This is a genomic window from Acidocella sp., assembly GCF_027352905.1.
Classification (GTDB): domain Bacteria; phylum Pseudomonadota; class Alphaproteobacteria; order Acetobacterales; family Acetobacteraceae; genus Acidocella.
Map to the genome: position 1 here is coordinate 65291 of NZ_DAIEIF010000035.1, position 22828 is coordinate 88118.

Annotated in this window: 25 protein-coding genes and 1 tRNA gene; 14 read left to right on the forward strand and 12 right to left on the reverse strand. The window is 67.4% G+C overall.

The features are described from left to right. The first annotated feature begins 66 nt into the window (after positions 1–66). The 3 genes from M7H45_RS06190 to phbB all read left to right on the forward strand — a co-directional run bounded on the left by M7H45_RS06190 (position 67) and on the right by phbB (position 3550). Positions 67–1122 (forward strand): HlyD family secretion protein, encoded by a 1056-nt coding sequence (locus M7H45_RS06190; protein WP_298215376.1) that lies wholly within the window; start codon positions 67–69, stop codon positions 1120–1122. Next, positions 1119–2687 carry an MDR family MFS transporter gene (locus M7H45_RS06195; protein ID WP_298215377.1) on the forward strand — a complete coding sequence of 523 codons (1569 nt, stop codon included), beginning with the start codon at positions 1119–1121 and terminating at the stop codon, positions 2685–2687. The genes M7H45_RS06190 and M7H45_RS06195 overlap by 4 nt, the downstream gene beginning before the upstream one ends. Before the next feature lie 140 nt (positions 2688–2827). Continuing rightward, complete coding sequence (gene phbB / locus M7H45_RS06200) at positions 2828–3550, forward strand: acetoacetyl-CoA reductase (RefSeq protein WP_298215378.1); 723 nt, start codon at positions 2828–2830, stop codon at positions 3548–3550. Between the two features lie 9 nt (positions 3551–3559). Here the strand turns inward: phbB and M7H45_RS06205 are convergent, their stop codons facing one another. Next, positions 3560–4297: a tRNA1(Val) (adenine(37)-N6)-methyltransferase gene (locus M7H45_RS06205; RefSeq protein ID WP_298215379.1), complete on the reverse strand. Its 738-nt coding sequence runs from the start codon at positions 4295–4297 to the stop codon at positions 3560–3562. 139 nt (positions 4298–4436) lie between these two features. On the opposite strand from M7H45_RS06205, the gene M7H45_RS06210 reads away from it, so the two are divergent. Further along, complete coding sequence (locus tag M7H45_RS06210) at positions 4437–5372, forward strand: polyprenyl synthetase family protein (RefSeq protein ID WP_298215413.1); 936 nt, start codon at positions 4437–4439, stop codon at positions 5370–5372. A 19-nt stretch (positions 5373–5391) separates the two neighbouring features. Here the strand turns inward: M7H45_RS06210 and yajC are convergent, their stop codons facing one another. After that, on the reverse strand, positions 5392–5745 hold the full coding sequence (gene yajC, locus M7H45_RS06215) for a preprotein translocase subunit YajC (protein WP_298215380.1): 354 nt from the start codon (positions 5743–5745) through the stop codon (positions 5392–5394). A gap of 74 nt (positions 5746–5819) precedes the next feature. Between yajC and M7H45_RS06220 the strand changes: the two genes are divergently transcribed. Continuing rightward, positions 5820–6668: an ATP-binding protein gene (locus M7H45_RS06220; protein ID WP_298215381.1), complete on the forward strand. Its 849-nt coding sequence runs from the start codon at positions 5820–5822 to the stop codon at positions 6666–6668. A gap of 93 nt (positions 6669–6761) precedes the next feature. Further along, positions 6762–6851: transfer RNA gene (locus tag M7H45_RS06225), tRNA-Ser, on the forward strand. Positions 6852–6941: 90 nt separating this feature from the next. Here M7H45_RS06225 and lpxB read toward each other — a convergent pair. From lpxB to M7H45_RS06255, 6 genes are read right to left on the reverse strand one after another with little or no spacing between them, the layout of a single operon-like run. After that, on the reverse strand, positions 6942–8093 hold the full coding sequence (gene lpxB / locus M7H45_RS06230) for a lipid-A-disaccharide synthase (protein WP_298215382.1): 1152 nt from the start codon (positions 8091–8093) through the stop codon (positions 6942–6944). Positions 8094–8148: 55 nt separating this feature from the next. Then, positions 8149–9792 carry a cytochrome c gene (locus tag M7H45_RS06235; RefSeq protein WP_298215383.1) on the reverse strand — a complete coding sequence of 548 codons (1644 nt, stop codon included), beginning with the start codon at positions 9790–9792 and terminating at the stop codon, positions 8149–8151. A 54-nt stretch (positions 9793–9846) separates the two neighbouring features. Next, positions 9847–10245 carry a phosphoribosyl-AMP cyclohydrolase gene (gene hisI, locus M7H45_RS06240; protein ID WP_298215384.1) on the reverse strand — a complete coding sequence of 133 codons (399 nt, stop codon included), beginning with the start codon at positions 10243–10245 and terminating at the stop codon, positions 9847–9849. Next, positions 10242–10994, reverse strand: a complete 753-nt coding sequence (ppk2, locus tag M7H45_RS06245; protein ID WP_298215385.1) for a polyphosphate kinase 2 — start codon at positions 10992–10994, stop codon at positions 10242–10244. Before ppk2 ends, hisI begins: the two co-directional genes overlap by 4 nt. 43 nt (positions 10995–11037) lie before the next feature. Continuing rightward, positions 11038–11796 carry an arginyltransferase gene (locus M7H45_RS06250; RefSeq protein WP_298215386.1) on the reverse strand — a complete coding sequence of 253 codons (759 nt, stop codon included), beginning with the start codon at positions 11794–11796 and terminating at the stop codon, positions 11038–11040. Positions 11797–11830: 34 nt separating this feature from the next. Beyond that, positions 11831–12295, reverse strand: a complete 465-nt coding sequence (locus tag M7H45_RS06255) for an RDD family protein (protein ID WP_298215387.1) — start codon at positions 12293–12295, stop codon at positions 11831–11833. 120 nt (positions 12296–12415) lie between these two features. Between M7H45_RS06255 and M7H45_RS06260 the strand changes: the two genes are divergently transcribed. The 6 genes from M7H45_RS06260 to M7H45_RS06285 all read left to right on the forward strand — a co-directional run bounded on the left by M7H45_RS06260 (position 12416) and on the right by M7H45_RS06285 (position 18005). After that, a complete protein-coding gene (locus M7H45_RS06260; RefSeq protein WP_298215388.1) occupies positions 12416–13267 on the forward strand; it encodes an alpha/beta fold hydrolase in 852 nt (283 codons plus the stop codon). A 73-nt stretch (positions 13268–13340) separates the two neighbouring features. After that, on the forward strand, positions 13341–14204 hold the full coding sequence (locus tag M7H45_RS06265) for a YihY/virulence factor BrkB family protein (protein ID WP_298215414.1): 864 nt from the start codon (positions 13341–13343) through the stop codon (positions 14202–14204). Positions 14205–14246: 42 nt separating this feature from the next. After that, a complete protein-coding gene (locus M7H45_RS06270; RefSeq protein ID WP_298215389.1) occupies positions 14247–14921 on the forward strand; it encodes a lysophospholipid acyltransferase family protein in 675 nt (224 codons plus the stop codon). Further along, a complete protein-coding gene (locus tag M7H45_RS06275) occupies positions 14918–16153 on the forward strand; it encodes a 3-deoxy-D-manno-octulosonic acid transferase (protein WP_298215390.1) in 1236 nt (411 codons plus the stop codon). Before M7H45_RS06270 ends, M7H45_RS06275 begins: the two co-directional genes overlap by 4 nt. Further along, positions 16150–17094 carry a tetraacyldisaccharide 4'-kinase gene (gene lpxK, locus M7H45_RS06280; protein WP_298215391.1) on the forward strand — a complete coding sequence of 315 codons (945 nt, stop codon included), beginning with the start codon at positions 16150–16152 and terminating at the stop codon, positions 17092–17094. The genes M7H45_RS06275 and lpxK overlap by 4 nt, the downstream gene beginning before the upstream one ends. Beyond that, positions 17091–18005, forward strand: a complete 915-nt coding sequence (locus tag M7H45_RS06285; protein ID WP_298215392.1) for a lysophospholipid acyltransferase family protein — start codon at positions 17091–17093, stop codon at positions 18003–18005. Before lpxK ends, M7H45_RS06285 begins: the two co-directional genes overlap by 4 nt. A 6-nt stretch (positions 18006–18011) precedes the next feature. On the opposite strand, the gene M7H45_RS06290 is transcribed toward M7H45_RS06285, so the two are convergent. The 3 genes from M7H45_RS06290 to M7H45_RS06300 all read right to left on the reverse strand — a co-directional run bounded on the left by M7H45_RS06290 (position 18012) and on the right by M7H45_RS06300 (position 20476). Continuing rightward, positions 18012–18704 carry an SDR family oxidoreductase gene (locus M7H45_RS06290; protein WP_298215393.1) on the reverse strand — a complete coding sequence of 231 codons (693 nt, stop codon included), beginning with the start codon at positions 18702–18704 and terminating at the stop codon, positions 18012–18014. A gap of 117 nt (positions 18705–18821) precedes the next feature. Continuing rightward, positions 18822–19982 carry a 23S rRNA (adenine(2503)-C(2))-methyltransferase RlmN gene (gene rlmN / locus M7H45_RS06295; protein WP_298215415.1) on the reverse strand — a complete coding sequence of 387 codons (1161 nt, stop codon included), beginning with the start codon at positions 19980–19982 and terminating at the stop codon, positions 18822–18824. After that, positions 19979–20476: an invasion associated locus B family protein gene (locus tag M7H45_RS06300; RefSeq protein WP_298215394.1), complete on the reverse strand. Its 498-nt coding sequence runs from the start codon at positions 20474–20476 to the stop codon at positions 19979–19981. Before M7H45_RS06300 ends, rlmN begins: the two co-directional genes overlap by 4 nt. 51 nt (positions 20477–20527) lie before the next feature. On the opposite strand from M7H45_RS06300, the gene M7H45_RS06305 reads away from it, so the two are divergent. Beyond that, a complete protein-coding gene (locus M7H45_RS06305) occupies positions 20528–21217 on the forward strand; it encodes a fumarylacetoacetate hydrolase family protein (RefSeq protein WP_298215395.1) in 690 nt (229 codons plus the stop codon). Here the strand turns inward: M7H45_RS06305 and M7H45_RS06310 are convergent, their stop codons facing one another. Next, positions 21218–22486 (reverse strand): DUF445 domain-containing protein, encoded by a 1269-nt coding sequence (locus M7H45_RS06310; protein WP_298215396.1) that lies wholly within the window; start codon positions 22484–22486, stop codon positions 21218–21220. It lies immediately after the preceding gene. 148 nt (positions 22487–22634) lie between these two features. Here M7H45_RS06310 and M7H45_RS06315 point away from each other — a divergent pair, with 148 nt between their 5' ends. Further along, on the forward strand, positions 22635–22790 hold the full coding sequence (locus tag M7H45_RS06315; protein WP_298215397.1) for a hypothetical protein: 156 nt from the start codon (positions 22635–22637) through the stop codon (positions 22788–22790). Positions 22791–22828 lie beyond the last annotated feature (38 nt).

Consider the following 22828-nt stretch of genomic DNA (forward strand, 5'->3'; position numbering starts at 1 on the left):
CCCGTGGCTTGTCATGGTCCGGGCGGGCATTCTATGTCCTTTCCCGGCAGTGTTTGAGTGGTCCGCGTGTCGGAAAATAAAAGAATTTCGTCCCGGCAACGCCTTCTCCTGGGCGCGGGCATCGTGGCCGTGCTGGTGATCCTCGGCGCCTGGGCGGTCCAATACATCCTGGTTGGGCAATATCTGGTCGGCACGGACGATGCCTACCTCGCGGCGGATTCCAGCCTGATCGCGGCGAAGGTCAGCGGCTATGTCGCGGATGTGGCGGTGCGCGACAATCAGCCGGTCGCCAAGGGCCAGGTGCTGGTGCAGATCGACCCGCGCGATTACGAGGCCGCGCTGGCCGCCTCCACCGCCCAGTTGCAAGCGGCCGAGGCTCAAATCGCCAACATCGAGGCCCAACTCGCCCTTCAGCAATCCAGGATCGCCGCCGCGAAGGCCAGCGTGGCGGGCGATACGGCCCGGCTGGCCTTCGCCGAGGAAAACGCGCGCCGTTACGCCACGCTTTCCGCCAAGGGCGCCAGCCCGGTGCAGACCTTGCAACAGGCGAATACCGATCTGCAAGCCGCGCGCGCCATTCTCGATGCCGATAACGCCGCGCTCCAGGCCGCTCACCGCCAGGTGGATGTGCTGGACGCCCAGGCCAAGCAGGCCCAGGCAGGGGAGGCCGAGGCCCAGGCCCAGCTTGCCCAGGCCCGGCTTAATCTGGAGCACACCACCATCCGCGCCCCGTTTGACGGGGTGGTGGGCAACAAGACCGTCGCGCTGGGCGACTATCTCCAGCCCGGCACCCAGGTGATGGCCGTGGTGCCGCTCGCCCAAGTCTATATCGTCGCCAATTACAAAGAGACGCAAGTTACCCATATCCGCCCCGGCCAGCCCGTGAGAATCCATGTGGATGGCTTCCCCGCCCTGGATGTGCGCGGCCATGTGGACAGCATCTTCCCCGCCTCCGGCCAGGAATTCGCCCTGCTGCCGCCGGATAACGCCACCGGCAATTTCACCAAGATCGTCCAGCGCGTGCCGGTGAAGATCGTGATCGACCTCACCCCGGCGGAGACCGGAAAGTTGAGGCCGGGCATGTCGGTCGAGCCGGAAATCGACACCCGCCGCGCGCCGTGACGGACGCCAAGATCGACGCCGTTCCGCTCAGATCCAGGGTCGCGGTGGGCGGCGCCCTGCTCGGCGCCTTCATGGCCGTGCTCAACATCCAGGTTGTCAACACCTCACTGCCGGATATCCAGGGCGGCATCGGCACCGGGCTTGATAATGGTGGCTGGATCTCCACCGCCTATCTCATCGGCGAGATCATCGTCATTCCTCTCTCCGGCTGGCTGGCGGAGGTGTTCTCGCTCAAGCGTTATCTCATCGCCAATACCGTGCTGTTTCTGGTGTTTTCCGTTGCCTGCGGGCTCAGCACCAATTTCCCGGAGATGGTGGTGCTGCGCGCCATCCAGGGCTTTACCGGAGGCGTGCTGATTCCCCTGGCGCTGGTGTGCGTCATGCTGTTGCTGCCGCCGCGGGCCCGGCCCTTCGGCTTCTCCATGTTCGCGCTCACCGCCACCTTTGCCCCGGCCATCGGCCCCACCATAGGCGGCTGGATCACCGATAATTATGGGTGGCGCTACATCTTCTTTCTCAATCTTGCGCCGGGGCTGTTCATGGTGCCCGCTTTGGCCTGGGGCTTGAATCCCGCCCCCATGCGGCTCGAATTGTTCTGGCGCGGGGATTGGTTCGGCGTGATCACCATGGCCATCGGCCTCGGCGCGCTCCAGACCGTGCTGGAGGAAGGCAATAAGGATGACTGGTTCGGCTCGCCCTTCATCACCCATCTCTCCATCATTTCCGGCATCGCCCTCGCCTTGTTCCTGTTTCAGCAATTGCGGCCCGGCAATAAGAGGCCCATCGTCAATCTCCGCCTGTTCAAGCGCTGGAATTTCAGCTTCATCACGGTGGCGAATTTTTTGCTGGGCTTCGTGCTGTATGCGGCGGTTTATCTCATCCCCCTCTATCTCGCCGAGGCGCATGGCTACAGCGCCCAGCAATCCGGCATGGTGATGGCCTGGATCGGCCTGCCCCAGCTTCTCATCATACCCTGCATGCCCTGGCTGATGCGCCGGTTCGATCCGCGGCGGCTCCTCGCCTTCGGGTTTCTCATTTTCTTCATCAGCATGATGATGAACATCCATCTCGGCCCCAATGATGCCGGGCCGCAAATGCTCGTTCCCAATCTCATCCGTGCCGTGGGGCAGGCGATGGTGTTTCCTCCCATCACGATGATCGCGACTTCCGGCATCGCCCCGGCCGATGCGGGCACCGCCTCAGCCCTGTTCAACATGCTGGGCAATCTCGGCGGGGCGGTCGGCATCGCCACGGTGCAGACCTATGTCACCAACCGGGAAAAATTCCACTCCTTTATCATCAACCAGCATGTGAGCTTGCTGGAACCGGCGACGCGGGCGCGGCTGGACGCGATGCAGGCCTATTTCCAGGCGCATGGCATGGCTGATCCCGGCGCCGCCCGGCACCAAGCCGTCATTCTGCTCGGCCACACCCTCACCCAGCAGGCCAATTACTTCGCCTATAGCGATGCCTTCGCTCTGCTCGGCTTCGGTATGCTCATCGCGGGGCTCGTCACCTTATGCCTGCGCAAGCCGAGCGGCCCCGCCGCGCCCGGCGGCCATTGAGCGTGTTTTTGACGCGCGTCATGTTCGGCGGCGCCATTCCCCGTCATGTGTTGTGAACGGTCAGGCAGAGGCATGGCTTTTTAAGCATTGGCCTCTCGCCGCCAAATCGTCTAAAGTTTTGATAAATCAGGAGGGTCCAGATGGCTCGAGTGGCATTGGTAACGGGTGGAACGCGCGGCATCGGCGCCGCCATCAGCCTGGCGCTGCAGCAGGCCGGGCGGCTGGTGGTGGCCAGCTATGCGGGCAACACGGCGGCGGCGGAAGCGTTTCATAAACAATCCGGCATCGAGATCGTCAAATTCAACGCGGGAAATTACGAGGAAAGCCTGGCGGCGGTTGGCGATATCGCCGCCCGCCACGGCGCCATCGAGATCCTCGTCAACAATGCCGGCATCACCCGCGACGCGACGCTCGGCAAGATGACAAGAGAGATGTGGGATGAGGTGATCGACACCAATCTCGGCTCCTGCTTCAATCTTTGCAAGGCGACCTTCGACGGTATGAAGGCGAAGAAATTCGGGCGCATCGTCAATATCGGCTCGATCAACGGCCAGGCCGGCCAAGCGGGCCAGGTGAATTATTCCGCCGCCAAGGCGGGCATGCAGGGCTTCACCAAGGCCCTGGCGCGGGAGGGCGCGCGCCACGGCGTCACCGTCAACCTCCTCGCCCCCGGCTATGTGGATACGGATATGGTGCGGGCGGTGCCCGCCGACGTGCTGGAAAAAATCATCGCCACGATTCCGCGCGGGCGGCTGGGCAAGGCGGAGGACATCGCCCGGGGGGTGGTGTTTCTAACCGCGGATGATGCCGATTTCATCACCGGCTCCACCCTCTCCATCAATGGCGGGCAACATATGTATTGAGGCCGCGGATCAACGCAGAGCGAGGGCCTGCCCCTCCCGTAACACGGCCTCCGCCTCCGGCGTCAGCCCCGCCTGTCCGTGCAGCGTCAGGCCGGGCAGCACGGCATCCGGCGCCCGGCTCGCCTTGCGGGCCTGGAGCAAGACCATTTTTGCTTTGACATTCGGGCGCGGCCAGAGCGGCAGCAGCGTGACGCCGCCGCAGCCTGACCGCAGCAGCGCCGCCGCCTCGGCAATGGAAGCGGCGGGCAGGATAAGGGTGATGCTGCCCCCATCGCGCAGCACCCGCAGCATCTCCCCCGTCCAGGCCGCTAGCATGGAGGCGGCGGGTACATGGCGCGCCAAGCTCCGGCCCGCGTCCGGCGGGCGGGTGCTCTCCGCGCGGAACCAGGGCGGATTGGCCATGACATGATGAAAGCTCTGCGCCGGGAAGGGCAGGGCCGTGGCGTCTCCAACCACCGAAGCGAGCCGGGTGAATCCGTTGGCGGCGAAATTCTCCGCCGCCAGCCTGGCCAGCGCCGGGTCCCGCTCCACCCCTATCCCCCCTATGCCTTTCACTCGCGCCGCCGCGCATAGCAGGGCTGCGCCCGCCCCCGTTCCCGCCTCCAGCACCCTCTGCCCGGCTTGGCCGGGCAACGCGGCGGCGAGCAACACGGGTTCAAAGCCGCTGCGGTGTCCGTGGCGGAACTGGCGGTAGCTTAGCTTTCCGCCCAGCAAGCCGCCCATAGTGGTGGCGCCCTCAGCCTCCACCGGCTTGACCCTTTTCGTCTGCCGCCCGATATGAGGCTGACCGCAATCGCATGGACAGGCTGGGGCGCTGATTTTGGACGGTGCGACACCATTGACGACCGATGCTCTGGGGCGTCTGACCGCGCTGCTCGAAGCCGAGATGAAGGCGGTGAACGAGGCCATCCTCGCCCGCATGGACAGCCCCGTGGCGCTCATTCCTCAATTGGCAGCGCATATCGTGGCGGCGGGGGGCAAACGCATGCGCCCGCTCCTCACTCTCGCCGCCGCCCGGCTGTGCGGCTATCAGGGCGAGCGGCAGATCAAGCTCGCCGCCTGCGTCGAGTTCATCCACACCGCCACTTTGCTCCATGACGATGTGGTGGACGAATCCAAGCTGCGCCGGGGCTTTGCCTCGGCCAACGCCTTGTTCGGCAACCAAGCCTCCGTGCTGGTGGGGGATTTCCTTTTTTCCCGCTCCTTCGAGCTGATGGTGGAGGACGGCTCCCAGGAGGTGCTGCGGATTCTCGCCGCCGCCTCGGCGACCATAGCCGAGGGCGAGGTGCTGCAACTCACCACCCAGAACGATCTTTCCACCACGGAAGAGAAATATTTCGAGGTGATCCGCGGCAAAACCGCCGCCCTGTTCGCCGCCGCCGCCGAGGTGGGCGGCGTGGTCGCCGGCGCCTCTGCGGAGGATAACGCGGCGCTGCGCGATTTCGGGATGGATCTCGGCATTGCCTTCCAACTGGTGGATGACGCGCTGGATTACGCCGCCTCCCAGGCGGAGCTTGGCAAGACGGTGGGCGATGATTTCCGCGAGGGCAAGCTCACCTACCCCGTGCTGCTGGCGCTGGAGGCCGCCACATCCGCAGAACGGGATTTCTGGACCCGGACGCTGGCGGAGGGTGAGCAAGGGGAGGATGACCTCCCCACCGCGCTGCGGCTCATCGAGCAGCATGACGCCATTCGCCGCACCATCCGCCGCGCCGATGCGTTCATAGACCGCGCCGTCGGGCTTTTGCTGCGCTTTCCGGAAAGCGAGATCCGCGCCGCGCTCGCGGATATGGCGCGCTACACCACCGCCCGCAAATATTAGCGGGCGGCGGCCCGCCTGTTCAGGTTTTTGCCACGGGCTTTTCCGGCGCGGCGCTGAGCACGGTGGTGATGGTGGAGCGCACCACATTGACCGTGACATTCGGCGCGATCTCCACCTCGATCTCATCCGATCCCTCCGCGGCTTTCTTCACCAGCCCGACGATCCCGCCCGCCGTAACCACCTTGTCGCCGCGCTTCAGCGCGCTCAGGCGGGTGCGCAGCGTTTTCTGCTGTTTCTGCTGCGGCCGGATGAGCAGAAAATAAAAGACGACGACGATGAGAACGAGCGGCGCGTACTGCATAAGCGATGCAAGGCCGGAATTGCCTGCGGCGGCGCCAGAAGCGGTTTGCGCGTAGGCGGCGGACATGAACATGAGAACTCCTGGTTGCCGTAAAGTCCGGCGGACCATACGTTGCGCGCCGATGCAGTCAACTGGGAGCATGCCGAATGAATGAGGACTTGCTGCGCCGGATCGCCGAGGCGCTGGAGCGGCTTTCCCCCCCGCCGCCCGCCGCGCCTGATCTGTCCGGCGCGGACGCCTTTGTCTGGCACCCCGCCCAGGCGCGGCTGGCGCCGGTGCGGCAGGTGGCGAGAGTCGATCTCGCCTTGCTCAAGGGCGTGGAGTCGCAGAAGCGGCAATTACTGGAGAACACGTTGCGCTTCGCTGAGGGCTTGCCCGCCAATAACGCCATGCTGTGGGGGGCGCGCGGCATGGGCAAATCCTCCCTGGTCAAGGCCGTCCATGCCGAGGCCAACCGGCGCCGCCCCGGCGCGCTGGCGCTGATCGAGATCCACCGCGAGGATATCGGCAGCCTGCCCGGGCTTCTGAGCCTGCTCCGGCAGACGCCGCGCCGCGCCCTCATTCTGTGCGACGATCTTTCCTTCGAGAAAGGGGATGGCGATTATAAGGCCCTGAAATCCGTGCTTGATGGCGGCATAGAGGGCCGTCCCGATAACGCGCTGTTCTATGCCACCTCGAATCGCCGCCATCTGATGCCGCGGGACATGATCGAAAACGAGCGCTCGACCGCCATCAATCCCGGCGAGGCGGTGGAGGAGGCCGTCTCCCTCTCGGACCGGTTCGGGCTATGGCTTGGCTTCCATAATGGCGACCAGCAGCAATTCTTCGACATGATCGAGGCCTATGCCGCGTATTACAGCCTGCCGGTGACGAAGGAGGAGTTGCGCGCCGCGGCGGTGGAATGGTCGGTCACGCGCGGCAGCCGCTCGGGCCGGGTGGCCTGGCAGTTCATCCAGGACCTGGCCGGGCGGCTCGGCGTGCGCTTGACCGCGTGAGAGAGAGGGAGGAAAGGGGACAGCCCGGAAGTACGGCCGATGGGACCGGAGGCGGCGGTTCTCATAAATCCGCATCTTTCGTCACGGCACTAAGGATGGGTGGCCGAGCGGTTTAAGGCACTGGTCTTGAAAACCAGCGAAGTTGCAAGACTTCCGTGGGTTCGAATCCCACCCCATCCGCCATTTCAGTCTTGCCGCTTTCGGTGAGCGCTATGGCCGCCGGTACACGACCCTCGCCCTTTGCGACCCCGGCCCGTTGGGCGAGCGCCGGATTCAAGCGCGCTCGCCCGCCAGCACGCGCAAAACCGCGCGGGCCGCGGCGGCGGAGGCCGTGCCCTGGGGCGGACGCAGGCTGGCCAGGGCATGGCCAAACCCGGCGCGCTGGGCCGCCACCTGGGCCGGGTCGCGCAGCAGCCCCAGCACCGTGCCGGCCAGCATGTCCGGGCGGCAATCCGCCTGGAGCAGTTCCGGCACCAGCGCCCGTTTGGCGAGCAGATTGATCATCGCCACATGGGGCACCTTGATCAGGCGGCGGCCCAGCGCGGCGGAAACCGGGTTGACCCGGTAGGTCACCGCCATCGGCACGCCCGCCATCGCCAGTTCCAGGGTCGAGGTGCCGGATTTGGTCAGCGCCGCCCGCGCCGCGGCAAAAGCGTCGTAACGCTCGTCTGCCTCGCGGATGATGATGGGCCGCACCGGCCATTGCTCCGCATGCGCCGCCACCACTCCGTCGATGCCAGAAGCCGCCGCCACCACTGGCGCCAAAGCGGGGATTTGCGGGCGCAGCAACTCCAGGGTCTGGCGGAAAATGGGCAACAGCCGTCCGGTCTCCGTGGCGCGCGAACCCGGCATCAGCACCACCGGCACCGCCTCAGCCGGCAGCTTGTGCCTAGCGCGGAAGCGGGCGGCATCGCCCCGGTCCGCCCCGGATTCCAGTACCGGATGGCCGGTGAAGACCGGGTTCAGCCCATGCGGGGCGAAGAATTCCGGCTCGAAGGGCAGCAGGCAGAGCAGTTCGTCCCACAGCCCGGGAAAATGCCGCACCCGCCCCTGGCGCCAGGCCCAGACCTGCGGCGCGACATAATGCACCCGCTTCGGCCCGCCGGGGCCAATGGCGCGCAGCACCCGCAGGCAGAAGCCGGGGCTGTCGATGGTGACGAGAATCTCCGGCGCCGCCGCCCGGATGGCGGCCAGGGTCTCGGCCAGCCGCCGCCGCAGCAGGCCGAGCCGGGGGAGAATTTCCGCCAGACCCATCACCGCGAGATCCTGCATGGGAAAGAGCGAGGCGAGCCCCGCCGCCGCCATACGCGCGCCGCCAATGCCGGAAAAATGCAGGTCTGGGCGTGCCTCGCGCAGCGCCGCCATCAGCCGCGCCCCCAGCACGTCGCCGCTCGCTTCCCCGGCGATGATGAAAATCCTGGTCATGGCAGGGCAGAATGTCCGCCCGCCTTGCCCCTGCCAAGCCCCCCGCGACCCCGGTTCAGGGCGCGGTCAGCAGTGGTTGCGCCGCGGCGATGAAATGTTTCAGCGCGGCGCGCTTGTCCGCCAGGCTCACCCCCGGCGTCTGCGCCAATACCGGGCAATAGGCCGCCACCAGCGTGTTGGTGAGGTCGGCGGGGCTGGCCGAGCTGTTATTCGCGCGCAACGCGGCGACCAGTTCACGGGTGCGGTTGGGCAGCGTCGCCGGCGTCGCGCCCGCAAAGATGCCGAGCAGGCCATTGCCGGGGTCCGCCACCGTATCCGTCCCCCCCGCCTGGGAGATGCGCGGGCAGCCCAGCTCATCCGCCGCCTGGCTCGCGGCGGGCGGCAAATTGCCGAGGGCGCGCAGGCTATAGACCATCGCCGGGGTGGCGTCGGGGCTGCCTTTATTGTTCCAGGCGGTGCGGACGTAATTGCTGATATCGGCGATCTGCTGGTCGCTGAATTGCGCGCCGAAGGCGGGCATTTGCGGGCCTTGATCCGACCAGCGTCCAAGCCCGCCCAGCACCGCACCGATGACGTTATAGGGTTTCTCGGCGGTGACGGAATCATTGCCCGCGAGATTGGGTACGTTTTTCGGCCCCATCCCCGCGCCATTCCCCCCGTGGCAGGCGGCGCAATTCGCGCCATACAGCGTCTCCCCCCGGGCGATGGAGGCGCTGGCCTGCGCCACCGGCTTGCCGGGCGGCGTCACCTGCGGCTTGGTGGCGGTCTGGAGATAGGCGGCGATATCCTGGATATCGGAGACCGGCAGCAGGCTGGTGGAATTATCGGTCATGTCGCCCATGGCCCCATAGGGCGAGCCCTTCACCATGTTGCCGTCATCATGCAGGTAGGCGACGAGATCGTCCCTGTTCCAGCCGCCGACGCCATAGGTCTTGTCGGAGGAAATATTGGGGGCGAAGAGATTATCGATCGGCGCGCCCGCATAGGCCCGGCTGGAAATCATCGCCGCCATCAGGTTGCGCGGGGTGTGGCATTCGCCGCAATGGCCAAGCGCCTCGGTCAGATAGGCGCCGTTCTTCATATGCTCGTCCCAGGCCGGGTTCATCTTCATCGGCCCCGCCTTGAAGAACAGCATCCGCCAGCCGAGCAGCACCGGACGCTGATTGAAGGGGAAGCTGAGCGAATTGGCCACGGGCGGGGCCGAGACCGGCGCCAGCGAGAACAGATAGGCCTTGATGGCCATCACATCCTGATAGGACAGCATGGTGTAGGAGGTGAAGGGCATGGCCGGATAGAGATATTTCGGAAACACCGCGTATTCGTGCCCGGGGGCGATGCCGTCATGCACCGCCTCGTAAAACTGGCGGTCGGTCCAGTTGCCGATCCCTGTCGCCTTGTCCGGAGTGATGTTGGGCGAGGCGAGGCCGCCGAATGGCGTGGCGAGAACCAGCCCGCCGGAATAGGGTGCGTGGCCGGGGCCGGTATGGCAGGGCATGCAATCGGCGGCGGTGGCCAGATATTTACCCCGGGCGATCAGCGCCGCCTGGTCGGTGGGAGCGGTGAGCGAGGCCGCCGGATAATTGGCGGTGTCGGCGGCCGTGGCCAGGCGGCTCAAGGCCAGCGCCCCCAGGCCGAGAACCAGAACGGCGGCGGCGAGCAGCGGGCGCGAGGCGGGCAATCCTGGCGGTCTAAAGGGCATGAGCCAACTCCCTAAATTTTCTTCAACCTATTTCGCCGCATTCCCGTATCCGGATCAAGGGGGCGGGTAAAGCGCCGCCGGGCTGATCTCCGGCGGGGCGGTCTCCACCAGCCCTCCGCCGCGCGCCGCGCGGTAAAAACAACTGCGCCGCCCGGTGTGGCAGGCCACGCCGGTTTGGTCGACCAGCAGCAATAGCGCGTCGCCGTCGCAGTCGATTCGCAGCTCCACGAGTCGCTGCGTCTGGCCGGAGGTCTCGCCCTTGCGCCACAACCGCCCGCGCGAGCGGGAGAAATAGCAGACCCGGCCGGTGCGCAGGGTCTCGCTCAGCGCCGCCTCATTCATCCAGGCCAGCATCAGCACCTCGCCGGTCTCGTGCTGCTGGGCGATGGCGGCCACCAACCCCTCGGCGTTGAAGTTCACCGCGGCGAGGATCTCCTCCAAACCGGGCTTCAACGCGCCAGCATCCCGTTGGTCAGGCAGCTTTCGTCGAAATGGCGGATGATCTGCCGGTCCACCTCGTGCGGCTTGTGCTCCTTGTAATCGATCCGGGTGATGAGATCGGCGATGACGGCGAGACGGGCGGCTTTCTTGTCATCCGCGCGCACCACCATCCAGGGGGCCGCGGCGCTGTCCGTGCCCAGCAGCATGGCGTCGCGCGCCTCGGTGTAATCGTCGAAATGCTGGAGGGCCTGCTCGTCGATCGGGCTGATCTTCCATTGCTTCAGCGGGTCCTTGCGCCGCGCCTCCAGCCGCCTCTTCTGCTCCTCGCGGTCGATATCAAGATAATATTTCACTACCAGGATACCGGATTCGGCCAGCATCCCCTCGAACACCGGCACGGTGCGCATGAATTCATGATACTGGCTCAAGGTGCAAAAACCCATCACCTTCTCAACCCCGGCGCGGTTGTACCAGGAGCGGTTGAAGAACACCATTTCGCCGGCCGCCGGCAGATGCCGCACGTAGCGCTGGAAATACCATTGCGTCGTTTCAACATCGGATGGTTTCGGCAGCGCCACGACACGGATGTCGCGCGGGGAGAGATGCTCGGTGATGCGCTTGATCGTGCCGTCCTTGCCGGCGCCGTCGCGCCCCTCCAGGATCAGCAGCAGCTTCAACCCGGCGGCGATCACATGCCGTTGCAGCTTGACGAGTTCTATTTGCAACTGGCGCAGGCGTTTCGCGTAGTCTTCGCTGTTCATGCCGGCAGCATAGGCCCGCCCCCGGCATCTGGCAAAGCGCGGCTCAGGCCGGGGTGGCCAGCGCCCCGGCGCGCGGTGCTAGCTCCGCCAGGGGGCGCCACTGACCGCCGCGCAGAACCTCGCTGGGGTGGAAATGGGCTTTATAGCTCATCTTGCGGCTGTCCTCGACCCAATAGCCGAGATAGACATGGTCGAGTCCCAGTTCCACGGCCCGGCGCGCCAGCCAGATGATCGCGTAGCTCCCCAGCGAGCGCGGGTTCAGCTCCGGCTCGAAGAAGCTGTACACCGCGGAGAGTCCGTCGTTCAGACGGTCGGTCAGGCACGCCCCGATGAGCCGCCCGCCGGGCAGGCGGAACTCCACCAGGGAGGTCTCGATCGGCGTATCCTCGACCATGGCCCGGTAATCGTAAAAACTCATGGTGGACATGTCGCCCTCGCCATGGCGGGCGCGCTGATAGGCCTGGAACAGCGCGTATTGTTCCGCCGTGGCGCGCGGCGGCATCTCCCGCGCCAGCAAATCGGCGTTGCGGCGCTCGATCCGGCGCTGGGTGCGATCCGGCTTAAATTCCCGCGCCCGGATGCGGATGGGCAGGCAGGCGTTGCAGCCGGGGCAGACCGGCGCATAGGCGATGTTGTGGCTGCGCCGGAACCCCCCGCGCGAGAGCCGGTCATGCAGCGTTTCCGCATGCACGCCGGAGAGTTCCGTCACCACCTTGCGTTCGGTCCGCCCCGGCACATAGGGGCAGGGCAGGGGGGTGGTGGTATAGAAGAATTGCGGTCTCCGGGCGGGCTTGAAGCTCATCTGGCCTCGATGTTTGGGCGGCGGGCGCGCCGCGTCAATAAAAAACCGGCGCGGCCCGCACGAGCACGAGGCCGGAAAGCAGATCGTGCCCGGCACGGTGGCGGGGGTTGAAGAAGACCAGCAGAAAGGGCAGCCCCGCCAGGGCGTAGCTCAGCCACATCAGCAGCGACCAGACCAGGGCCTGGGCCATGGTGGGGGGCGCCAAACCCGCATCCTGCCGCACCGCCAGCCCGGCCAGGCGCTGGCCGGGGGTGGCGCCGGTGCCGCCAACCAGCAGCGTGTAATAGACCAGCGGCAGCCATGGCAGGATATGAAAGGCGAGCCAGCCGAAGCCCAGGGTCAGGACGCCAAAAATGGCAATGGCCACGATCAGCGCCCAGCCGAACAGCGCCATGCCGATTATGTCCAGCAGCCAGGCGATGCAGCGGCGGAGAATGACCCCCTGGAACAGGGCGTCCTCCGGCGGCGGGGACGGGGGATAATACAGCATCTGGCTCATGGCCGCGAATCTGCCCCCGTTCCCGGCCCCAGCGCAAGAGCGGCGCGGCTGGTTGTGAGGCCGGGTGGCATCCTTTATGGCCAGAAGCGGAATTTCAGCACAAGCGGAAAGGAGCCTTTCATGCCGCGGGCGGGTTCGGTCAATTATCTCTTTGGCACGCGTTTTTACAAAATGGCTTATGCCGAGTTCGGCAATCCGGCCGCCCCGCCCGTGGTCTGCGTCCACGGGCTCACCCGCACCGGCCGGGATTTCGACCCGCTGGCCGAGGCTCTGTCCGACCGTTTCCACGTCATCTGCCCCGACCTGCCGGGGCGCGGCAAATCCGAGTGGCTGGCGGATGGTCTCGCCTATCAGCCGCCCACCTATGTGGTGGCGCTCGCCCATCTCCTGGCGCAAATCAACAGGCCCGTCGCCTGGATCGGCACCTCGCTGGGCGGTATCTGCGGGATGATGATCGCCGCCGCCCAGAACACCCCCGTCACCCGGCTGGTGCTCAACGATATCGGTCCCTTCATCCCCGGCGGCGCTCTCGCCCGCATCCGCGATTATATGTCCTCCGCCCCGGAGCGTTTCCCCACGATGGCGGCGCTCACGGATCATATCCGCCAGGTGCACGCGCCGTTCGGCAAGCTCTCGGATGAGCAATGGGAGCATCTGGCCCGCTATTCCGCCCGTCCGGTGCCAGACCCGGCGGGGCAGGGCGGGTTCGCCCTGCATTACGACCCGAAAATCATCGAGCCGATGCGCGCGGCGGTGCCGATGGATGTGGATATGTGGCCGCTCTGGGGCATGATCCACCTGCCGCGCCTGGTGATTCGCGGCGCCCATAGCGATCTGCTGCTGCCGGACACCTATGAGCGGATGCTGAAGGAGGGTGCGGAGGGCTACGTGGTGGCGGATGCGGGTCACGCCCCGGCGTTGATGGATTACGAGAGCCAGGCGCGCATCAAGGCGTTTCTGCTCGCCGGGTGAGGCGCATAACAGTGCGGTTACGTTATCGTTTACGCCGATTGATTGGCGGGCATGAATCCCTCAATTGGAAAGGATGCTGGCCAAGCTGTTCGACCGCGCCCACGCCCCGCTGCTCAAACGGGCATTCGTTTCGGCCTTTCAGGAAGCGGCCTCGCAACGCGTCTCGCTGGTGGCGGCGGGCTGCGCCTTTTATGCCACCTTGGCGCTGTTCCCCACCATTACCATGCTCATTTCGCTCTACGGGCTGGTCTTCAACCCGGATACGGTGCAGCCGCAGCTCCATTACCTGCGCGGCTTCATGCCGCCGGATGTCTATAATCTCATCTCCCAGCGTATCCAAAGTCTCGTCTCCCAGCCTGCCAAAGGGCTGGGCCTGTCCTTTGCCGTCTCCCTCGCCTTGTCGCTCTGGTCCTCCTCCACCGGCACCAAATCCGTGCTGAACGCCCTCACCCTCGCCTACCGGGAGGAGGAGACGCGCGACATGATCCGTTTTCAGATCGTCTCCCTCGCCATGACCCTGGTCGCGGTGATCGGCGTCATCCTCGCCATCGGTTTCCTCGTGTTTCTGCCCATCGCGCTCGCCTTTCTCGGCCTGCCGTCCAGCATGCAGTTTCTCGCCGGGCTCATCAGCTTCGCCACGCTCGTCGGTTTCGTCATCGGAGCGCTGGGGCTGCTCTACCGGTTCGGCCCGGCGGGCAATGACCGGATTTTCTACGCCCCCGGGGCGGCCATCGCCACCGTGGCCTGGATGGCGGCGAGCTGGGCCTTCGGGTTTTATGTCGGCCATTTCGCCGCCTACAGCGCCACCTATGGCCCGCTCGCCACCCTCATCGGCCTGATGATGTGGTTCTACATCACGGCCTATGTCGTCTTGTTCGGCGCGGAGTTCAACGCGGCGCTGGACCGCGAATGGCTGATGGCCATGGATGGCGGCTAAAGGCGGCTGGCCCCCATAAGCGGTTGGTGCTACCCGCGCCGGGTGGCCTCCTTCCTCAAATCCGCGCCCATCCAGGCGGCCGCGGCCCGCGCCCTCGCCTGGTATATCCACACGGCCTTGCGTTTGCAGGCCGGCCCGCGCATCGCGGGGCGGGAAAATCTCCTCCTGCTGGCGCGGGGCGCGCCGATGATCGCCGCCTTCTGGCACGAAACGCTGCCCTGCATGCAGCTGCTCTGGCGGGAGGCGAGGCGCGTGGGCATGACCCGCCCGGCATCGGTGCTGGCCAGCCGCCACCGGGATGGCCAGCTCATCGGCAACATCGCGCGCGGCCTCGGCATGGGGGTGGTCTCGGGGTCCAGCACGCGCGGCGGCGCGGCGGGCACGCGCGAGCTGGTGCGCGTGCTTGAGGGCGGCGGCCATATCGGCATCACCCCGGATGGCCCGCGCGGGCCGGCCCGCCGCGCTGCCCCCGGAGTCGCCGCCTTGGCCGGGCTGACCGGCGCGCGCATTCTGCCCTGCGCCGCCGCCGCCAGCCGCTTCGTCACTTTGTGGCAAAGCTGGGACCAGATGCGGGTGCCGCTGCCCTTCGGGCGCGTCGCTCTGGTCTGCGGCCCGCCCATCGCGGTGCCGCGCCAGGGCTGGCGGTCAGCGCTGCCAGAGATCGAGGCGGCGCTCGACGCGGCGCGGGCCCGGGCCTGGCTGGAGGTGCGTGAATGAGGCTGACGCTCTATGGCGGCGCGGCCTCTCTGGCCGCTCCCGCCCTGCGGCGGATGCTGCGGCGGCGCGCGGCGCGCGGCAAGGAGGACCCGGCCCGGCTCAAGGAGCGGGAGGGCCATGCCAGCCTCGCCCGCCCGCCCGGCCCGCTGGTCTGGGTCCATGCCGCCAGTGTCGGCGAGACGATGTCCGCCTTGCCTCTGCTCGCCCGTCTCGCCGCGCATGGGCCGGTTCTGCTCACCACCGGCACGCTCACCTCCGCCCGGCTGGCGGCGGCGCGGCTGCCGGCGGGGGCGCTGCACCAATTCGCCCCGCTGGACGTGCCGGGCTGGGCGGCGCGGTTTCTTGATCATTGGCGGCCGGCGAGAGCGGTGTTTCTCGAAAGCGAGATCTGGCCCAACCTGCTGCGCGCCTGCGATGCGCGGGGCATTTCCCGTTTTCTTCTCAACGGCCGTATCTCCGCCGCCTCGGCCCGCAACTGGCGCCGCGCCGCCCCCGGCCCGGCGCGGGCGCTGCTGCGCGGCTTCGCCGCCCTGCACGCCCAATCGGCAGAGGACGCCGCCCGCTTCCGCGCCCTCGGCGCGGAGAGGGTGCTGGAATGGGGCAATCTCAAATTCGCCGCCGCGCCGCTGCCCTGCGATGACGCCGCCTTGGCCCGCCTCGCCGCCGCTCTGCCGCAACCGGCCTGGCTGGCGGCCAGCACCCATCCCGGCGAGGAGGCGCTCATCCACGCCGCCCATCAGGCGCTGGCGGCTGAATTTCCAGGGCTGGTGACCCTGCTTGCCCCCCGCCATCCGGAGCGCGGGGCGGAGGTCGCGGCTTTATGCGGGGCCGCGCCCCGCCGCGCCCTCGGCCAGCCGCCTCAGCCTGGGCGCGTCTATGTCGCGGACACGCTGGGGGAGCTCGGGCTGCTCTTCCGCGCCACCCCTTTCGCCTTCATCGGCAATTCCCTCGCGGGGTCAGGCGGCCATAATATCGTCGAGCCCGCCCTGCTCGGCCGGGCGGTGATTTGCGGCCCGCATATCGAGAATTTCGCCGAGGCCGCCGCCCGGCTGCACGCGGCGGGAGCACTCGTCCAGGTCGCGGATACGCGGGGGCTGGTCCAGGCGGCGCGGGCCTGGCTGGCGGAGCCGGAGGCGGCGCGGCAGGCGGGGCAGCGGGCGGCGGCGGCCTTTCCTGATTCGCAACGGTTGCCGGATCGTCTCGCAAGGCTCATTTTAGAGCCGCCGCCATGAAAGCCCCGGAATTCTGGACCCGCCGCGGTCCCGCCGCCCAGTTGCTCAGGCCCTTCGGCCTCGCCACCCGCCTCGCCACCGCGCGGCGGATGAGGCGGGCTGGCGTCTCCATCGGCATCCGCACCATCTGCGTCGGCAATGCCGGGGTGGGGGGCGCGGGCAAGACCATCGTGGCGCTGGATGTGCTGAGCCGCCTGCCCGGCCGGCCCTTCGCCCTCACCCGGGGGTATGGCGGCGCGCTAACCGGGCCGGTGCAGGTCGAGCCCGGCATCCATTCCGCCCAGGAGGTGGGTGATGAGGCGCTGCTGCTGGCCGAGGCCGCGCCCACCATCCTGGCCCGCGACCGCGCCGCCGGGGCGCGGCTGGCCCTGGCGGAGGGAGCCACCGCCATCGTCATGGATGACGGATTGCAGAACCCCGCCTTGCGCAAGGACGTCTCCCTGCTGGTCATCGATGGCGGCTATGGCTTCGGCAACGGGTTGCTGCTTCCCGCCGGGCCGCTGCGCGAGCCTGCGGCGGCGGCGGCGCGGCGCTGCGAGGCGGCGGTGCTCATCGGCAATGACGAGACGGGCGCGCTCGCCTTGCTGCCACCCGGCCTGCCCGTGCTGCGCGCCGCCCTGCTGCCGGAATGCGTGGAGCCGCTCGGGCGGCGGCCGGTCATCGCCTTCGCCGGCATCGGCAGGCCGGAAAAATTCTTCCGCTCGGTCATCTCGCTGGGGGCGGAGCTGGTGAGCAGCCACGCCTATCCCGACCATCACGTCTACGCGGCGCGGGAGGTCTTCGCCCTGCTGGCCGAGGCGGCGAATACCGGCGCGCGGCTCGTCACCACCGCCAAGGATTTCGTCAAGCTGCCGCCCAGCCTGCGCGCCGCCAGCCTGGTGGTGCATGCCCGGCTGTTCTGGGAGGATGAGGCGGCGCTGGAGGCCGTGCTCAACGCATGACCGCGCCGCGCCCTTCTTACGGCCAGCGGGCGGAGGCGGCGCTGGTGGCGGGGCTGATCCGCCTGCTCTCCCGTTTCTCGCCCACCGGCGCGGCGCGGCTCGGCAAAGCGGTGGCGGGCACGCTCGGCCCGCTGCTGCCGGTGTCGCGGGTGGCAATCCGCAATCTGCGCCTCGCCATGCCGGAGCTGGACGCGCCGGCGCGGCGGCGCATCATGCGCGAGGCGTGGGAAAACCTCGGACAGACCGCCGGCGAGCTTGTGCGGCTCGGCGATCTGCATGAGATCCCGGAGGGCGCGCCCGGCCCCGGCTACGCGGTGATAGGCTGGGAGGAGAATGTCGCCCCGCTGCTCAGCCCCGGCAAGCCGATCATTTTCTTCACCGCCCATATGGGCAATTGGGAGGTGCTGCCCCCCTCGGCCTATGCCCGGGGCGTCGATGTCGGCTTCATGTACCGCGCCGCCTCCAACCCGCTCGTCAACCAGATGATTCTCCGCCTGCGCGAGGCGAATTTCCAGCGCAAGGTGACGATGTTCCCCAAGGGCGCCAGCGGCGCCCGCGCCGCCTATGGCTGGATGCGCCAGGGCGGCGCGCTCGGCCTGCTGGTGGACCAGAAGCTGGATACCGGGCTGCTGGTGCCGTTTTTCGGCAAGCCGGCCAAAACCATGGACGCCCTGGCCAATTTCGCCCTCAAATTCCGCTGCCCGGTCTTTCCCGTCTATTCCGAGCGGCTCGGCCCCGCCCATTTGCGGCTGATCTACGAACCGGCGCTGCCCTTGCCGGATTCGGGCGACAAGCAGGCGGACGCCGTGGCGCTGACCACGGCGATGAACGGGAGGGTGGAGAGCTGGATCCGCCGCCAGCCCGGCTCCTGGCTCTGGCTGCACCGCCGCTGGCCGAAGGGCGCGGCCTGACTGGCCTTACTCCAGATAGATCATTTTCCGCGTCATGCCGCCATCGGCGATGAATTCGGCCCCGGTGATGAACCCCGCCTCGGGGCTGAGCAGATAGGCGGCGAGGCTGGCGATATCGCGCGGCTGGCCGACCCGCCCGGCCGGATGCTGGGCATGGTCTTGCGGGCGCACCGGGTCATGCCCGGTATCGATCCAGCCGGGCGAGATGCAATTCACCCGCACCAGCGGCCCCAGGCTGATGGCGAGGGCATGGGTGAGCGCCAGGAGGCCGCCCTTGGAGGCGGCATAGGATTCCGTGTCCGGCTCCGACATATGCGCCCGGGTGGAGGCGATGGTCACCACCGCTCCCCTCGCGGCGCGCAACATCGCCAGCCCGGCCCGCACCAGCAGAAACGCGCTGGTGAGGTTGGTGGCGAGCACGCTGTGCCATTCCTCCGGCGTTAGATCCTCGATCGGCTTGCGGATCATGAAACCGGCATTGCAGACCATGCCATCAAGCCGCCCCTCGATCGTCTCTATCCCGGTCATCAGGCTGGCAACCTGCAGCGGGCAGGAGACATCGCACATCACCGCCCGGGCGGGGCTCGCCTCCGGCTTCACCTTATCGGCCACCACCACCCGGTGCCCGTCCCGGTGCAGCCGCGCCGCGATCTCCGCGCCAATGCCCCGCGCCCCGCCGCTGACCAGATACACGCCCATTCCCAACCCCCTTTTCTTCCCACCAGGCCAAACCGCCGCGCGCCAGCCGCGCGGTGCTGGGAAAGTTAAGGAAGGAGAGACGGCCTTTTTAGGGCGGGAGGAAGAAAAGAGGAGGCCTTATTCGGCGGCCTGGCTTGCCATCGTGCTTTTAAGCTGGCCACAGGCGGCGAGGATGTCGCGCCCGCGCGGAGCGCGGATGGGCGAGGCATAGCCCGCCTGCATGACGATGGCGGCGAATTTCCTCAACGCCTCCGGGGTGGAGGGCGCGTAGGAGGAACCAGGCCAGGGGTTGAACGGGATCAGATTGACCTTGGCGGGCAGCCCGGCGATCAGCCGCACCAACTCGCGCGCGTCCGCCTCTGAATCATTGATGCCCTTCAGCATGATGTATTCGAAGGTGATGCGGCGGGCGTTGGACGCGCCGGGATAGCGGCGGCAGGCGGCGATAAGGTCGCGGATGGGGTATTTGCGGTTGAGCGGCACCAGCTCGTCGCGCAGATCATCGCGCACCGCATGCAGGGAGATGGCGAGATTCACACCTAGCTCCGCGCCGGCGCGGTCCATCATCGGCACCACCCCAGAGGTGGAAAGGGTGATCCGCCGCCGCGACAAGGCGATGCCCTCGCCATCCATGACGATCTTCATCGCCTTGGCGACATTCTCGTAATTATAGAGCGGCTCGCCCATGCCCATCAGCACGATGGTCGAGAGCAGGCGCGGCGTGTCCCCCTTGGGGCTCGGCCATTCGCCATAGGCGTCCCGCGCGGCCATGAACTGGCCGACGATCTCGGCGGCGGAGAGGTTGCGGGTGAGGCGCTGCGTGCCGGTATGGCAGAAACGGCAGGAAAGTGTGCAGCCCACCTGGGAGGACAGGCAGACCGCGCCGCGATCCTCGCGCCGGTCGGGGATGTAGACGGTCTCCACCGCCTCGTGATCCCGGAAGCGGAACAGGAATTTACGTGTCTCGTCCTTGGAGAGCTGGTCCGCCGCCACCTCCGGCCGCCCGATGACAAAGCGCGCCGCCAGTTTTTCCCGCAAGGGCCGCGCGATGTTCGACATCGCGGCGAAATCCCGCACGCCCTGATGATAGATCCAATGCCATAATTGCTTGGCGCGGAAGGGCGGCTCGCCGATCTCCGCTACCTCCGCTGCCAGCTCCTCGCGCGAGAGGCCGGCGAGATCGCGCCGCCCATCCGCCAGCATGTGCGGCGGCGGCGCGAAATGCGCGGCCTTGGCGAGAATCCGCTCGCGCTCGGCGGCGGTGAGGTCGAGGTTCACGGACACGCGGTGGTGATCGCTTTATAGGCGTCGGAAAACCCGGCGAGGGAAAACTGGTCGGTGACGGTGATCTTGCCCCTCGGCCCCGGCCCGGTCACAGTGGCGCCGTCGCCCGCCTGGAAGGCGGCCACCGCATCCTTGCCGGAGGCGGTGAAAGCGAAATCCTGATCGGTATAAAAATCGAAGCTCTTGCTCCCCACGGTCAGGGTCACCTTGGCGTCCTTGGGGTAAATGTACCCGGCGGCGATGGACACCTCGTCGCGCGAGCCCTTGCGCTCGGTCACGGTCAGCATCACTTTGCCGCGGGACTGGATGGCGGGCTTTGAGCTTTGCACGCGAGTGAAGGCATAGCAGACCTTGCCGTCGCCGCTGCCATAGGTGGCGGCGATCCAGGCGCCATGCTGGCCGCCATTGGGGCCGAGTGGGGTAGGCCCCGCGGCCCAGGCGGCGGCGGGAGCGAGAGCGAGGATACAAGCGGCGAGCAGGGATTTCATGCCTCTCTCTAACCCAGCCCCGCCCAGCATCTCAAGTTTTGGAGGAGCCCGATGACCGATTACGTTTTCCCGCCGCCGCCCCGTAGCGCCGTGCCCGTCACGGATGGGGCGGGGCTGTTTCCCGTCCGCCGCGTTTTCTGCGTTGGGCGCAATTATGCCGCCCATGCGCGGGAGATGGGCGGTAACCCGGAGCGGGAGCCGCCCTTCTTCTTCACCAAGCCCGCCGATGCGCTGGTCATCGCCGGGGCGGACACGCCCTATCCGCCCGCCACGGCCAACCTCCATCATGAAATCGAGCTGGTGGTCGCGCTCGGCGCCGGCGGCGCCGGGATCGCCCCGGAGCGCGCCCTGGATCTGGTTTTCGGCTATGCGGTGGGGTTGGATCTCACCCGGCGGGATTTGCAGGACGAGGCCAAGGCCGCGCGCCGGCCCTGGGACATGGCTAAGGGCTTCGACGCCTCCGCCCCCATCGGCGATATTGCCCCCGCCGCGCGTATCGGCCATCCCCGCGCCGGGCGCATCGCGCTGCGCGTGAATGGCGCGGCGCGGCAGGAGGGCGATCTCGCCGACCAGATCTGGCCGGTGCCGGAGATCATCGCCCACCTCTCCCGCCTGGTGCGGCTGGCGGCGGGGGATCTCATCTTCACCGGCACGCTGGAAGGGGTGGGCCCGCTCCGGCGCGGCGACGCGCTGCATGGCGAGATCGCGGGGGTGGGCGCGCTGCGCACCCGCATCGTGTGATCAGCCGGGGGGAACCGGCAGGTAACGGAACAGCAGGTGCAGCGCCGCGCCGAGCAGAAACCCGACCAGCGTGCCGTTCACCCGGATATATTGCAGATCCTTGCCGACGCGCAGCTCCAGCTTCTCGGTGATCGTCCTGGCGTCCCACGCCCCCACCACCTGGCCGATGAATTTCGCCCCCTCCGCCTGGGCGCTGGGCAGCAGGCGCAGAATCATGGTCTGCACGGCCTGGTTCAGCCGGGACTGGGCCGCCGGATCCTGGCCCAGCACCTCCGCCAGATTACCCAGCGCCGCCTCGATCACCGCGACCGAGCGGCCATGCGGGTTGGCGGCGTCCAGCTCCAGGGCGCGGCGCAGCCGCGACCACACATCCCACACCCAGGCCTGCACCGATTCATGCGCCAGCGCGGATTTGAGCGCCTGGCTCAATTCGGCCGCCCGTTCCGGGTCGGTTTCGAATTTCCGAATCTCCGCGCGGACCCATTCATCGAACGCCTCGCGGATCTCCGAGGAATCGGGATTCACCTTGTCCAATTCGTGGTTCACGGCGGCTAGCACCCGGCGGGCGATGGCCGCGCCGATCGCCCAGCCCACCAGCTTGCCGCCATGCTCGGCCACGCGCTCCTTGATCGCCTCTTGCAGGCTCTCCTCCCGCGCCGCCAGCAATTCCTTCACCTGGTTGAGCAGAAAGGAGAACATTTCCTGATGCCGTCCGCCCTCCACCAGCCCGGTAAGGGCCCGCGCCACCACGGCCCCGGCGGCGCGCCCGCTCACCAGCTTGGGCAGCAGCCGCTTGGCCAGGCGGCGGGCGCGGCCATCCTCTATGCTGGCGAGTAGCCTGGGCAGCATCCTGGCCAGGGCCTCGGCCAAGGGGCGGGCGGCGGCGGGATCGCTCAAAAAACGCCGCAGAATCGCCGCGGAATCGAGAGTTCCGAGAAATTTGCGGAGATCCGCCTCGGTAAAAACATGGTTAGCGACGAACCGCCCCAGCGCGTCGCCGAGGCGCTGCTTCTGGGCGGGGAGTATGGCGGTATGGGGAATCGGCAGCCCCAGCGGATGCCGGAACAAGGCGGTGACCGCGAACCAATCCGCCACTCCGCCGATGAACCCCGCCTTGGCGGCGTCCCGCAGCAGCAGGGTCCAGCCCGAGGGCGGCAGCCAATAACTCGCCACGGCCAGGGCGGCCATGAGCAGCAGCAGGCCGGAAGCGATTCGCTGATGCCGGCGGAAATTGGCGCGCAGGGCGGCATCGGGGTCGGGCGGCGTCATGGCGTCCAACTTAACCGACCTCGCTAGCGAGTCGATTCGCGCGGCGCGCTCGCCGGGTTTGTGGGTTTTTGTTGCATTCAGAGAAATATAAGGCGCATAATTCCAATGGAAATGCAAGGATGCCATCGCAAGATGGAGGCGCAATATTATGAAAGTGAAAGATTTATCAAAAAATCCTCCCCGCCGGACGCGCCCGCGCGTCAGCCGCGCGCGCCGGGGCGGCGGGATCCTTCCCCTGTTGCTGGGGCTGGGCTGCGCCGCGCTGGTTCTGGCGGGGATGTGGCTGGCCTATACTTACGGGTAGGGTTTCCTACTTTCGGGTAGATTTTTCGCGGCAGGATG